The following is a 13,145-nucleotide window of genomic DNA, read 5'->3' on the forward strand; positions in this document are numbered from 1 at the left end:
GCCGGGCGGGACTTCAAGCCGCGGGGAAGGTGCGGCCCTGCTCGCGGAGCTGCTCCTCGCAGACCGCGGTGACGTGCTCCAGCGTATCGAACAGGTCCACCATGGAGAGCTGGACGCCCAGTTCCTCCTCGATGCGGTTGGCCAGCATCGTCGCCATCAGCGAGTTGCCGCCCACCTCCAGGAAGTGGTCCTGCGGCCTCACCACCTCCGCCCCGAGCAGCTCGCGCCAGTACGCGGCGAGCTGGCGCTGAAGGGGCGTGGTGCTCGTGTCAGTGCTCACGTGTGCTCCTCATGGTGACGTGGCGAGAGGGTCTCAGCCCACCTTGGCGGTGGGGCCCTGGAGCCGCTCGCGCAGCAGGTACTTTCGAATCTTTCCCGACGGCGTCTTGGGCATCTCCTCCACCACCTCCAGCCGGTCCGGCCAGTACTGGTTGGACATGCCCAGGCCCTTCAAGTGCGCGCGCAGCTCGTCCAGCGTCGGCGCCTCGTCGCGCGCCACCACCACCGCGCACACCCGCTCCCCGCCGATGCGGTCGTCGGAGTGCCCGATGACGGCCACCTCCTTCACCTTCGGATGCGAGTACAGCGCCGACTCCACCTCCACCACCGGCACCTTCTGGCCGTAGCGGAAGATGACGTCCTTGAGCCGCCCGACGATGCGGATGCCCCCACGCCCGTCGTCCCGCGCGAGGTCCCCCGTGTCGAACCAACCCTCCGCGTCCACGCTCGCGCGGTAGATGTCCTCCCGCTTGAAGTAGCCCAGGCACTGGCTCGCGCCCCGGACGAGCAGCCTTCCGGTGCCCTCCGGGTAGGGCGAGCCGTCCTCGGCCAGCGCGGGGACGATTCTCACCTCCATCCACTCCACCGGTCGCCCGTCGCTGTGGGACGGCCAGTCCGGCGGGTCGTCCCGTCGCGTAATCGTCACCGCGCCGTTCTCCGTCATCCCCCACAGCGTGTGCAGTGGCACGCCAAAACTCTCGCGGACCGCGGCGATGAGGTGCGGCGGCACGGGGATGGAGCCGGTGGACAGCCGACGCAACGAAGATGTTTCACCGCCGCGCTTCTTCTTCGCCGCGATGACGTTCATCACATACGTGGGAATCCCATACATGAACGTGACGCCGTGCTCCTGGATGCAGCGCAGCGTGAGCTCCGGGTCCCCCACGTCCATGTAGACAGCCGTCGCCCCCAGGTTCACCGCCATCAAGTACAGGTAAGTAAATCCGCTGGAGGCGGTGAGCAGCGACGGCAGGCACACCACGTCGTCCTCGCCCAGGGCCATGACGTCCGCGATGGCGCGGGTGATGCCGAAGTTGGTGTTGTGCGAGTGGACGACGCCCTTGGGCTCGCCCGTGGTGCCGGAGGTGTAGAGGACGTTGCAGATGTCGTCGGCGCGCGCGGACCTGACGTCCAGCGTCGCCTGGTCGACCTCGTCCTCCCAGCGCCGCTCGACGAAGTACGCCTCGAAGGCCAGCTCGCCCTCCTGCGTGGCACCGTCCGCGCCCGCTCCGATGAAGACGCGGTGCTTCAGCGCCGGCAGCGACGACGCGGCCTCGCGCAGCATGTCCCGGTGCGAGTGCCCGCTCCAGCTCAGCGGTCCGATGTAGACGGAGGATTCCGTCCTGCCGAGGATGAACTCCACCTCGCGGCGTCGGTAGTCCGGGGGAATCGGCGCGACGACGGCGCCGATGCGCGCGCACGCCAGCGCCAGCGCGGTGAACTGCCACCAGTTGGGCAGCTGCACCGCCACCAGCTCGCCCCGGGCCACGCCCAGCGACACGAGCGCGCCCGCGAAGCGCTCCGCGTACCGTCCCAGCTGCGCGTAGCTGATGCGCGTGACGTCCTTGGCGAAGTAGCGCGCCGCGACGATGGCCGGCTTGTCCGGGTGCTTCTGGATGGCTCGACGCAGGTCGTCCAGCACCGTCTCGTCACGCCACCAGCCCCTGCTCCGGTACAGCGCCGACTGCTCCCGCGTGGGGCCGCTTCCGAACCGTGCGTCCATCGTCCACATCCTCCATGGACCGCGTGACTTTCCGGACCGCGCGAACCATACCGATTCGCGTGTAAAACCAGCAAGGCTGCGAAAGCTCACATGTCTGCACCCCAAGGACCCTCACTCACATTGACGGGGCCGCTCTCGGTTTCCTACTTTGGAATGGATCGCCAGGAATGTGCGCCCCACCGGATGATGACAACGGGCCCGCTTCCACCGGCATGACACCCATGGTCCAGGTACCCCTCGAGGAGCGCGCCCGTCGCATCCGCCGGACCATTCTCCGGCTCGCCGCCACGCCCGTGGGCTGCCACCTGGGGGGCTCGCTCTCCATGGTGGAGCTGCTCGTGGTGCTGCTCGGGCGGGTGATGAACGTGCGGCCCCAGGAGCCCCGCTGGGAGGAGCGCGACTCGCTCATCCTCTCCAAGGGCCACGCCGCCGCCGGGCTCTACGCCGCCCTGGCCGAGTTCGGCTTCATCGATACTGAAGAACTGGTGCAACGCTACAACGCGGAGGGCAGTCCCTATACCGGACACGTGAGCGCGGCGGTGCCGGGCGTGGAGTTCCCCACGGGGAGCCTGGGGCACGGACTGGGACTGGGAGTGGGGATGGCGCTGGGGCATCGGCTGCGGCAGCGCGCCAACCGCGTGTTCGTCGTCTGTGGAGACGGGGAGATGGGCGAGGGCTCGAACTGGGAGGCGCTGCAAATCGCGGCGCAGCACGAGCTGTCCGGACTCACCGTGTTGGTGGACCGCAACGGCGGACAGAACGACGGGCCCACGGAGAGCATCCTCTCCCAGGGCGCGCTGGTGCAGCGGCTGTCCGCGTTCGGTCTGGGCACCGTGGAGGTGGACGGGCACGACATGGAGGCGCTGGCGCGGGTGTTGGAGGCGCCCGCCGAGGGGCCTCGCGCGATTGTGGCGAACACGAAGAAGGGCGCGGGGGTGCCGATGCTGCGCGGCAAGGGGCCGCACTACGCGACGTTCAACCCGGAGCAGCTCAAGCGGGCGCTCGCGTCGCTGGGTGAGGTGACGCCGTGACGAGCTCCACCTCCAGCGGCGCGGACCTGCTGACGGCGCCCTCGGACTGGCTCGCGGAGCAGCCGGGCCTGTCGAACCGGCTCGTGTTCCGGCACGCGCTGGCCAGGCTCGCGGACCAGGATGAGCGCGTGGTGCTGCTGGAGGCGGACCTGGCGGGGGGTGGAGACCCGTACGCCGCGCGCCACCCGGAGCGTTTCCTCAACCTGGGCATCTGCGAGGCGGCGATGCTGGACATCGCCAGCGGCATGGCGGCCACCGGCCACGTCGTCTTCGCCCACACGTTCGCGCCCTTCGGGGCGATGCGCGCGTGCGAGCAGGTGCGGTTGGGCCTGGCGTATGCGCGCGCCAACGTGAAGCTGGTGTGCGACTACGGCGGCCTGTCCGGCGCGTTCTTCGGCCCCACGCACCACGCCATCGAGGACCTGGCCATCCTGCGCGCCATGCCGAACATGACGGTGGTGTCGCCCGCGGACGGGCTGGAGACGATTCAGGCGACGCGGGCGGTGCTGGAGATGGAGGGCCCGGTGTACCTGCGGCTGGGCCGCAACCGCGTCACGCGGCTGGACGTGGCCCGGCCCGCCTTCGCCCTGGGGCGCGCCATGTGCCTGCGCGAGGGCAGCGACGTGGGCATCATCGCGCACGGAGAAGTGGGCGTGAGCATGGCGCTGGACGTGGCGGCGCGGCTGGAGACCCAGGGCATCTCCGCGCGCGTGGTGAACCTGCACACGCTCAAGCCCTTCGACGAGGAGGCGCTCCTGGAGACGGCCGAGCGCACCCGGCTGCTCGTCACCGTGGAGGAGCACTCCATCCTCGGCGGCCTGGGCGGCGCGGTGTGCGAGAGCGTGGCGAGTCACGGGTTGGGCCGGCGCGTGGTGCGCGCGGGCATCCAGGACCGCTACGACTCGGCGGCCGGCACCCACGAGTCGCTGCTGCAGCGCCACGGCCTGGAGGCGGGCGCGCTGGTGGAGACGATTCTCGGCGCCCTGCCCCGCCCCCGGCTGGCGGCGCTGGCACCCTCCAGGAGGGGATGATGCAAGGCCACGAGGTCCACCTGGTCTACACCCGCCTGCGCACCGAGGAGCGGATGCTCGCGGACGCGCTGCGCGCGCGGGGCTTCGGGGTGCGGACACACGCGGACTCGCAGCTGGTGCTCCCGCTGAGCCGCGAGCGCTGGCAGGACGGCGGGCCCGTGCTGATGCGCAGCATGTCCTTCACCCGGGCGCGCTACCTGGCCTCCATCCTGGAGGTGAAGGGCGCCCGGGTGCTCAACACCGCGCACTGCATCTCGACGTGCGGGGACAAGGCGCTCACCACGCTCGCGCTCGCCAAGGCGGAGGTGCCCATCCCCTGGGCCTTCGTCGGCTTCGAGGAGGAGGCCTGCGTCGCGCAGATGCAGGAGCGCGGCTTCCCCGTGGTGACCAAGCCCGTGCTCGGCTCGTGGGGGCGGATGGTGGCGCGCGTGGATGGCGTCCACGCGGCGGAGGGCATGATGTCCATGCGCTTCGAGATGGGCGGCGCGCAGGACCACGTGGCGCTGGTGCAGCAGTACATCGACAAGCCGGGGTACGACTTGCGCGTGTACGTCATCGGCAAGGCGGTGGGCGGCATGCGCCGACGCTCCGAGCACTGGGTGACGAACACCGCCCGGGGCGCGGTGCCGGAGCGCTACGAGGTGCCGGAGTCCCACGCCCGGCTCGCCGAGCAGGCGGCCCGCGCCGTGGGCGGGGAGATGGTGGCGGTGGACCTGCTGGAGACCCGGGCAGGCGAGGTGATGGTGAACGAAATCAACCACTGCGTGGAGTTCGCGCGGAGCATCGAGTTCACCGGCATCCCCCTGCCGGAGCTGATGGCGGACTACGTGCGGGAGACGTTGCGATGACACGCGTCGCGGTGCTGGGGGCCGGGGGCTACGCGGGCGGCGAGGTGCTGCGGTTGTTGCTCGCCCACCCGGCGGTGGAGGTGGCCCAGGCCACGTCCGAGCAGCACGCCGGCAAGCGGCTCGACTTCCCCCACCCGCACCTGCGCGGCGCGAGCACGCTGCGCTTCGCGCCACACGACGCGCTGGAGCCGTGCGACGTGCTCGTCTCCTGCATGCCCTCCGGTGAGCTCATCCGCCGCTGGGCGCAGGTGAGCCCGCTCGCCGCGCGCATCATCGACCTGAGCGCGGACTTCCGGCTCGGGCCCGTCGAACATGCGCGCTGGTATCCGCGCGCGCCGCGTTCCGCGGAGCTGCCCGAGTTCGTCTACGGCCTGCCGGAGTGGGCGGGCGCGCGCTTGAAGGACGCGCGACTGGTGGCGGTGCCCGGGTGCATGGCCCACGCGGCGCTGCTCGGGTTGTTGCCCCTGGTGCGCGCGGGGCTGGTGCGCCCTGAGGTCGTGGTGGACGCGAAGACGGGCTCGTCCGGTGGCGGCGCGACGCCGGACCGCTCCTCGCATCACCCCGAGCGGGCCTCGGCCCTGCGCTGCTATCGGCCCACGGGCCATCGCCACACGGGAGAAATCGAGGCCGCGACGGAGCGCTTCACCGGCACGCGCGCCACCGTGCACTTCAGCGCGACGGCGGTGCCCAGCGTCCGGGGCATCCTGGCCACGGTGCACGCCTTCGCCGCGCGGCCGCTCGAGGACGCCAACGAGCCGCTGCGCGCGCTCGCCTCGACGTACCGTGAGCATCCGTTCGTGAACGTGCTGCGCGCCAACGCGAGCGCGTCACCGTTCCCCGAGCCGGGCCCGCTGTCGGGCACGAACCACTGTGACTTGTCGGTGGACGTGGACGCCGAGCGCGGGCGCATCGTGGTGAACGCGGCGCTGGACAACCTGGTGAAGGGCGCGGCGGGCACGGCCGTACATGCGCTGAACCTGATGCTGGGCAGACCTGAAACGGAGGGCCTCGGCTTCCGCGGCCTCCACCCCCTCTGACGTGAAAGACTCCCCCATGCGCCACCTCCCCCTCGGTGTCCGCCCATGAGCACGCTGACCGTCCTCTACATCACCGGCTGGTGCCGCAGCGGCAGCACCATCATCGGCAACGTGCTCAACGAGGTGGAGGGCTGCTTCCACACCGGCGAGCTGAGCTTCCTGTGGAAGAACGCCTACGGGAACGGCTCCAACACGATGTGCGGCTGCGGCACGCCGCTGGTGCAGTGCGCCCTCTGGGCCAAGGTGCTGGAGCAGGGCGTGGCGCCGGGTGAGTCCCCCCAGGGCCACGCCGCGCGGGTGGTGCGCCGACAGCTGGACACGGTGCGCACGCGGCACACCTGGCGCGTGCTGCGTCAGCGGATGCCCTCGCCTGAGTTGTACGAGCACGCGGAGCTGCTCGCGCGGACGTACCGCACCATCGCGGACGCGACTGGCAGCCACATCATCGTGGACAGCGGGAAGTTCCCCTCCGAGGCGGCGCTGCTTCCGCACGTGGACGGAATCACGCCGTACTACCTGCACCTGGTGCGAGACCCTCGCGCGGTGGCGCACTCGTGGACGAAGACGAAGCAGTACGTCGTCCCGATGTCCGCCGCGCGCAGCACCGCGTACTGGCTGGGCTTCAACGTGGCCTCGGAGCTGGTCACCCGGCGTCACCCGGAGCGCTCGCTGTTCCTGCGCTACGAGGACTTCATCGCGTCGCCGCAGGCCACCCTCGATTCGCTGCTGGAGCTCATCCAGGTGGACCGCTCGGTGAATCCGGTGAAGGGGCGCACGGTGGTGCTGGGCCGCAACCACACCGTCACCGGCAACCCGGACCGGTTCCTCAGTGGCTCGACGCTGCTGCGGCCCGGCGACGATGCGTGGCGCAAGGAGCTGCCGGCGAAGGTGAAGACGTTGGTGTCCGCGCTCGCGTGGCCGCTGACGGGGCGCTACCAGTACCGGGGACCGCCGGCCCCCGTGGACGTCGGCTCTGGAGCCGAGCCCGCCAAGAACACGTCGGACACTGGGAGGGGGAGCCTTGGAACTGGGACTCAGTCATAAGGTCGCGCTCATCGCCGGTGGCTCCAGTGGACTGGGGCTGGCGGTGGCCGAGGAGCTGGTGAAGGAGGGCGCGCATGTCGCCATCGGCGCGCGGGACGCCGAGCGGCTGGCGCGAGCCGAGGCGCACCTGCGCTCGCTGTCGCGCGGCGGCAAGGTGCTCGCCACGCGCGTGGACCTGAAGGAGCACGGCGCCGCGAAGGCGTGGGTGGAGGACGTGGCCAGCCGGCTGGGCGGTCCCCACATCGTGGTGACGAACAGCGCGGGGCCTCCGCCGGGGCCGGCGACGAAGTTCGACATCACCGCGTACCAGGAGGCCGTCGACACGGTGATGCTGCCGGCCATCAACCTGGCCCTGGCCTCGCTGCCGTACATGAAGGCCGCGAAGTGGGGACGGCTCTTGCTCATCACGTCGGAGACGGTGGTGCGGCCGGTGGCGCGCTTCGCCCTGTCCGCGACGGCGCGGCTGGGCATCGTGGGCTTCGCTTCCGCGCTGGTGCAGGAGCTGGGGGACTGCGGCGTCACCGTCAACGTGCTCGCGCCGGGCTATACGCGCACGCCGCCCGTGGAGCGCACGGCGGGGACCAACACCTCGGGCGATGTGGAGGCGGGGCTTCGGGCCATGGCCGCGCACATTCCGCTGCGCCGGGTGGGCGAGCCGGAGGAGTTCGCCGCGGCGGCCGCGTTCCTCGCCAGCGAGCGAGCGTCGTTCATCACGGGCACGGTGCAGCTCATCGACGGCGGCGCGAGCGTCATCGGATGAGCACCGTGTCCCAGCCCGCGCCGCTGGTGGTGAAGATTGGCGGCGCCGCGGGCGTGGACCTGGAGAACGTCTGCGCCGACGTGGCGGAGCTGCGTCAGCGTGGCGAGCGCGTCATCGTGGTGAATGGTGGTTCGGAGGCCGGTGACTCGCTGCTGGCCTCGTTGGGCATGGAGCGCACGGAGGCGCTGACGGCCTCCGGCAACGTGGTGCGGCTGACGAACGAGGCCACGCTGCGCGTGCTGACGATGGCGTGGGTGGGGGACGTCAACAAGCGCGCGGTGCTCGCGCTGCTGTCGCGCAGTGTCCCCGCGATGGGGATGTGCGGCGCGGATGGGCGGGTGCTGGTGGCGCGGCGCAGGCCGCCCTTGAAGCTCCAGGACGGCACTCGCACGCGCATCGACCGTACGCACCTGGCTGGCGAGATTGTCGAGGTGAACACGCGGCTGCTCGGCGTACTGCTCGACGCGGGCCAGACGCCGGTCGTGTGTCCTCCGGCGGTGACGGAGGATGGGACGCTGGTGAACGTGGACGCGGACCAGGTGGCCGCCGCCATCGCCTCCGCGCTGGGGGCTCGCGCGCTGGTGATGCTGTCCAATGTGGCGGGGCTGCTCGAGGACCCAGCGGACCCCACGTCGCTCATCCGTGAAAGTGCGGATGTCGAGCGGGTCATGGGCTTCGCGCGGGGGCGCATGCGCTACAAGCTGGAGGCCGCGCGGCGTGCGCTCGCGGGAGGCGTGCTGTCCGCGCACGTCACGGCCTCGGCGGCGCCTCGCCCCGTGCTGTCCGCGCTGGCGGGCGAGGCGGGAACGAAGCTCACTTCTTCGGGTGTGAAGGTGGCTGATGCGGGTGCGTGAGGCGAGCTCGGAGCTGTTGCGGTGGATGCTGGAGCACTACAGCCCCAGCCACCAGGAGCGCGACTTCTCCCGCGCGCTCGCGGACCGCCTGGAGCGGCGCGGCTGGCGCGCCCATGTCGACGAGATGGGCAACACCGTGGCCAGCCTCGGTGACGGCGACACCTGCGTCGCGCTGCTGGGCCACATCGACACCGTGCCCGGCGACATCCCCGTGCGCCTCGAAGGTACACGCCTGTTCGGCCGTGGCGCGGTGGACGCCAAGGGCGCGCTGGCCGCGTTCATCGAAGCCGCGGAGCTGCTCGACGACACCGAGCGCGCCGGCAAGCGCTTCCTCCTCCTCGGCTGTGTGGAGGAAGAGGTCGCCATCACCCGAGGCGCGCTCCACGCTCGCGAGCACCACCGTCCGGACTTCGTCGTCAACGGCGAGCCCAGCGGCGCTCACGCCATCACCCTCGGCTACAAGGGCCTCGTCCGGCTGGAGCTCGAGTACCGCGCCGCGCGCAAGCACACCGCCAGCCGCAACTATCGCGCCCCCGCCGAGCACCTCGTCGACGCCTGGAACGCCCTGCGCCGCCGCTGCGACGAGCGCAACGCGGGCTGCACCCTCTTCGAGCAGGACCTGCCCTCGCTCCTGTCCTTCCACACGGGCACCGACCACGACACCGAGTGGGCCACCGCGAACATCAACATCCGCACCGGCCCCACCAGCGACGTGGACGCACTGCTCGCGTGCCTCACCCGCGTGCCCGACATCTCGGTGAAGACGGTGTCCCGCAAGGGCGCCGTGTCCGCCGAGGGCAATGACCCGCTCACCCGCGCCTTCAAGCAGTCCATCCGCGAGCGCGGCGCGCGCCCCACCCTTCGCGTGAAGACGGGCACCTCCGACTGGAACACCGTCGCGGACACCTGGGCCGTGCCCACCGTCGCCTACGGCCCGGGTGACTCGGCGCTGGACCACACGCCCGACGAGCACATCGAACTGGGCGAGTACGAAGAAGGCGTCGCCGTGCTGGCCCGCGTGCTCGCGCTCCTGCCGAACAAGGCCAGCACCCCGGGCTGAACCGTCAGGTGCTCGCGACGTCCGCCGTGCGAGGGCGCTGCCAACGCAGCCCCACCATCGACAGGAAGAACAGCGCCGCCGCCGTCGCCGTGACTCCGCGCACGCCCACCCGGTCCGCGAGCGCGCCCTGCGCCCAGACGCCCACCGAGTAGCCCACGTTGATGAGCAGCATCGCGAGGCTGCTCACCCGGCCCTGCAGCTCGCGCGGCGTGCGCTCCTGGTTGCGCGTGCTCAGCCCCGTCATCACCACCAGATACACCGCGCCCAGGAAGAACATCGTCCCCATCGCCACGGGCAGCGTGGGCGACAGCCAGTACGCCATCGTCACCGGCCCCATCAACATCATGGACAGGTCCACCACCCGGTCCTTGCCCCAACGCACCGCGAAGCCGCCCACCAGCCCCGACGCGACGAGCGCTCCCACGCCCTGCACCGCGATGAGCACCGACGCGGCGGACGCATCCGCGCCGAACACCTGGAGCGCGAACACCGGCACCAACGCGATGAAGGGCGAGATGAACAACGCGAGCAGGAACAACGCCACCATCGCCAGGCGGATGCCCGAGTCACCCCGCGCCAGCCGCGCGCCCTCCAGGATGTCGCCCCACAGCCCTCGGGAGGACGCGGGCAGCGAAGCCTTGGGCTCCGCGCGCACCTGCGCCACCGCGAACAACACCGCGAAGAACGACAGCGTGTTCGCCACCATCACCCAGGCCACGTTGCCCGCCGCGAGCAACCCCGCCGCCAGCACCGGCCCCACGATGCGCCCCAGGTTGAACTGCGCCGACATCAGCGTCATCGCGCTGTGCAGGTCCTCCTTCGCCACCAGCCCCGCCACCAGCGCCGTGTACGCCGGCCCCGACAGCACGTGCACGCAGCCGTTGAGGAGGGAGATTGCCGCCACCGCCTGCACGGTGAGGTTCCCCGTGAAGGCCAGCGTCGCCAGCACCGCCGCGAGCAGCGCCTGGGACGCGGCGCACACCGCGACGTACTTGCGCCGGTCGAACCGGTCCGCCAGCGCGCCGCCCAAGGGCGACAGGATGAGCGAGGGCAGGTACGTCAGCGCCGCCACCCCGCCCGTCCACTCCGCGCGCCCCGTCACCTTCGTGACGAAGACGCCCAGCGCGAGCACCTCCATCCACGTGCCCACGTTGGAGACGAGCGCCCCCGACCACACCGCGAGGAACTCCCGGTGACGGAAGGCACGGAAGGACGGCAGGGACGCCAGGCTCGAGATGGACACGCGAGCCCGGTTTCTAACAGCACCCCGGCGCGCGCCGGAACAGCGCGCGGGGCCCACATGCGGACACGCCTCAGACGAGCTCGGACTTGGGCTGACGCGTCATCAGGTCCACCACCGCCATCTTGGCGTTCTTGTCCTCGTAGGCAATCAGGTAGACCTGATGGCAGATGGGCAGCTCCACGCCCGTCTTGAGCGACAGGTCACGCGCGCTGCGCGCCGTCTTCACGCCCTCGGCGACCTCCTTCATCTGCCCGAGGATGTCCGCCAGCTTCTTGCCCTTGCCCAGCTCCATGCCCACGTGCCGGTTGCGGCTGAGCTCGCCGGTGCACGTGAGGACCAGGTCGCCCATGCCGGACAGGCCCGAGAGCGTCAGGGGGTTGGCGCCCTTGCGCACCGCCAGCCGGGTGATTTCCGCCAGGCCGCGCGTGATGATGGCCGCGCGCGCGTTGTGGCCCATGCCCAGGCCGTCCGCCATGCCCGCGGCGATGGCGATGACGTTCTTCAGCGCGCCGCCGTACTGCACGCCCACCACGTCGGTGGAGGTGTAGCTGCGGAAGGTCTCCGTCTGCAGCGCCTTCTGGCAGCGCACCGCCACCTTGTCCCAGTGCGAGGCGATGGTGACCACCGTGGGCATGCGCCGCGCCAGCTCCTTGGCGAAGCTGGGGCCGGACAGCACGGCGATGTACGGGTGGAACTCCTCGGGCAGACAGTCCTCGAGCAGCTCCGTCATCGTCAGGAGCGTCTCGTTCTCGATGCCCTTGGACACGGTGATGATGGGCACGTTGCGCGGCAGGAAGTCCTTGGCGCGCGCGAGCACCTGGCGCGTGGCGTGGCTGGGCGTGGCGAGCACCACCAACTCCGCGCCGTCGAGCGCATCCTGCAGGTCCAGCGTGGCGCGCACGCGCTCGGAGATGGGGATGCCAGGCAGGTAGGTGGGGTTCTCGTGCCGCGTGTTGATGGCGTCCACCACCGTCGGCTCACGGCCCCAGAGGCGGACGTCCTCGCAGTTCGCAGCCAGCACGTTCGCCAGGGCGGTACCGAAGGAGCCTGAGCCGATGACACTGCCACGCATGGAAGACCTCGTTCGAGGGGGTGGAGGGCACCGGCGCTAGAGGCCGGTGACGATGCCGATGGAGACGACCGGCATGAAGGTCGCGTCCTCGGAGCGGCCGCGGAAGTCGCCGCCCAGGGAGACAGAGTAGGACGTTTTCTCGCTCAGCGGCACTTCGGCGCCCAGGCGCACGGGCACGGAGCCGGAGGACACCAGGTCCGGCGGCAGTCCGCCCAGGGGCGTGCGCTGGATGGGCTCGGTGTCCAGGGCCACGTGATAACGCACGTCGGCGAAGAGGCGCGGGGCGCGGGGGCCTCGCATCTGGAAGGTGCCGACGAGGCCGGGCATGACGTTCCAGTTACGGCGTCCGCTCAGGTAGCGCGCGCCCCGGTCCTCCATGCTGGCCGAGCGCAGGAAGAACGCGTGGCTGCCCTCCACCACCACGCCCAGGCTCCAGCGCGGGCCACCGTCCAGCGCCGTCCAGCGCAGCCCCAGGCGCGGCTCGTTCATCATCCCGTAGAGGGTGTCGAAGCCCGCGAGCACGTCGACGCGGGGCAGCACGCCCAGCGCGGCGCGGGCGGAGACGACGGGGAAGCCGAGTGACAGGCCCACGGCCACGCCACCCGGGCCCACGGAGCGCGCGCCCAGGAGGCTGACGCGGTTGGGGACAGGGGGAGGACCGGGTGGGGGCTCGGGGAGGCGCGGGGTCGAGGGGGCGACGGAGACGGGCTCCTCGTCGTCCGGCACGGGGACGAGGGGTGGGACCTCGGGCAGGCGAGGCAGCGGCGCGGCGTCCGGGCCGGTGGGCGCGGAGGTGGCGCCGGGGAAGCCGGTCCAGGCGGCGTCCGGGGCGTCGTTCCTGGAAGGCGCGGGCACCTGCTCGGAGGGCTGTGGAGCCGAGGGGTCCCACGGTCGCTTCTCGGGCGGAGGGGTGCGGACCACCGGGACCTGGGCCCAGGAGGTGGCATGCCCCAGGGTGAGGGCGAGCGGCACCAGGAGGAAGCGGACGGAGGGCATGGAGACGGCCGCAAGCTTAGTCCACGGCGCGGGAGGGACACGAGCCGGGTGCGGGACGGAGCGCGACCCTGGGTATGCCCCGTTGGCTGGTGGGCAGGGGGCGGTGGGAAACGTGTCCTCGGCGGCGCCGCACCGGTCTACCATCCGCGGCGCGCCGGACGGTGGGC

Annotated in this window: 13 protein-coding genes; 8 read left to right on the forward strand and 5 right to left on the reverse strand. The window is 71.4% G+C overall.

The features are described from left to right. Positions 1-13: 13 nt before the first annotated feature. Both LXT21_RS05695 and LXT21_RS05700 read right to left on the reverse strand, forming a co-directional pair. Positions 14-280 (reverse strand): phosphopantetheine-binding protein, encoded by a 267-nt coding sequence (locus LXT21_RS05695; RefSeq protein ID WP_254037070.1) that lies wholly within the window; start codon positions 278-280, stop codon positions 14-16. Between the two features lie 33 nt (positions 281-313). Continuing rightward, complete coding sequence (locus LXT21_RS05700; protein ID WP_254037071.1) at positions 314-2,002, reverse strand: AMP-binding protein; 1,689 nt, start codon at positions 2,000-2,002, stop codon at positions 314-316. A gap of 221 nt (positions 2,003-2,223) precedes the next feature. On the opposite strand from LXT21_RS05700, the gene LXT21_RS05705 reads away from it, so the two are divergent. Genes LXT21_RS05705 through LXT21_RS05740 form a run of 8 tightly spaced genes read left to right on the forward strand, consistent with a single transcriptional unit; the run spans position 2,224 to position 9,667 of the window. Then, on the forward strand, positions 2,224-3,033 hold the full coding sequence (locus LXT21_RS05705; RefSeq protein WP_254037072.1) for a 1-deoxy-D-xylulose-5-phosphate synthase N-terminal domain-containing protein: 810 nt from the start codon (positions 2,224-2,226) through the stop codon (positions 3,031-3,033). Continuing rightward, positions 3,030-4,064: a transketolase family protein gene (locus LXT21_RS05710; protein ID WP_254037073.1), complete on the forward strand. Its 1,035-nt coding sequence runs from the start codon at positions 3,030-3,032 to the stop codon at positions 4,062-4,064. Before LXT21_RS05705 ends, LXT21_RS05710 begins: the two co-directional genes overlap by 4 nt. Then, the gene (locus LXT21_RS05715) at positions 4,061-4,912 is read left to right on the forward strand and encodes a RimK family alpha-L-glutamate ligase (RefSeq protein WP_254037074.1); all 852 of its coding nucleotides are present in this window, start codon (positions 4,061-4,063) and stop codon (positions 4,910-4,912) included. The genes LXT21_RS05710 and LXT21_RS05715 overlap by 4 nt, the downstream gene beginning before the upstream one ends. Further along, positions 4,909-5,949, forward strand: coding sequence for an N-acetyl-gamma-glutamyl-phosphate reductase (gene argC, locus LXT21_RS05720; protein WP_254037075.1), 1,041 nt, complete (start codon positions 4,909-4,911; stop codon positions 5,947-5,949). Before LXT21_RS05715 ends, argC begins: the two co-directional genes overlap by 4 nt. Positions 5,950-5,994: 45 nt before the next feature. Continuing rightward, entirely contained in the window at positions 5,995-6,993 is a 999-nt protein-coding gene (locus LXT21_RS05725) for a sulfotransferase (RefSeq protein ID WP_254037076.1), read from the forward strand. Continuing rightward, positions 6,971-7,753, forward strand: a complete 783-nt coding sequence (locus LXT21_RS05730; RefSeq protein WP_254037077.1) for an SDR family oxidoreductase — start codon at positions 6,971-6,973, stop codon at positions 7,751-7,753. Before LXT21_RS05725 ends, LXT21_RS05730 begins: the two co-directional genes overlap by 23 nt. Beyond that, a complete protein-coding gene (locus LXT21_RS05735; protein WP_254037078.1) occupies positions 7,750-8,607 on the forward strand; it encodes a [LysW]-aminoadipate kinase in 858 nt (285 codons plus the stop codon). Before LXT21_RS05730 ends, LXT21_RS05735 begins: the two co-directional genes overlap by 4 nt. After that, the gene (locus LXT21_RS05740; RefSeq protein ID WP_254037079.1) at positions 8,594-9,667 is read left to right on the forward strand and encodes a M20/M25/M40 family metallo-hydrolase; all 1,074 of its coding nucleotides are present in this window, start codon (positions 8,594-8,596) and stop codon (positions 9,665-9,667) included. The genes LXT21_RS05735 and LXT21_RS05740 overlap by 14 nt, the downstream gene beginning before the upstream one ends. A gap of 4 nt (positions 9,668-9,671) precedes the next feature. Here LXT21_RS05740 and LXT21_RS05745 read toward each other — a convergent pair whose 3' ends face one another. The 3 genes from LXT21_RS05745 to LXT21_RS05755 all read right to left on the reverse strand — a co-directional run bounded on the left by LXT21_RS05745 (position 9,672) and on the right by LXT21_RS05755 (position 12,978). Continuing rightward, positions 9,672-10,910, reverse strand: a complete 1,239-nt coding sequence (locus LXT21_RS05745) for an MFS transporter (RefSeq protein ID WP_323394133.1) — start codon at positions 10,908-10,910, stop codon at positions 9,672-9,674. A 70-nt stretch (positions 10,911-10,980) separates the two neighbouring features. Beyond that, positions 10,981-11,982, reverse strand: coding sequence for an NAD(P)H-dependent glycerol-3-phosphate dehydrogenase (locus tag LXT21_RS05750; RefSeq protein WP_254037080.1), 1,002 nt, complete (start codon positions 11,980-11,982; stop codon positions 10,981-10,983). 36 nt (positions 11,983-12,018) lie between these two features. Then, a complete protein-coding gene (locus LXT21_RS05755) occupies positions 12,019-12,978 on the reverse strand; it encodes a hypothetical protein (RefSeq protein WP_254037081.1) in 960 nt (319 codons plus the stop codon). Between the last annotated feature and the right edge of the window lie 167 nt (positions 12,979-13,145).

Origin of the sequence: Myxococcus guangdongensis (assembly GCF_024198255.1) — a bacterium.
In the GTDB taxonomy this organism is placed as follows: domain Bacteria; phylum Myxococcota; class Myxococcia; order Myxococcales; family Myxococcaceae; genus Myxococcus; species Myxococcus guangdongensis.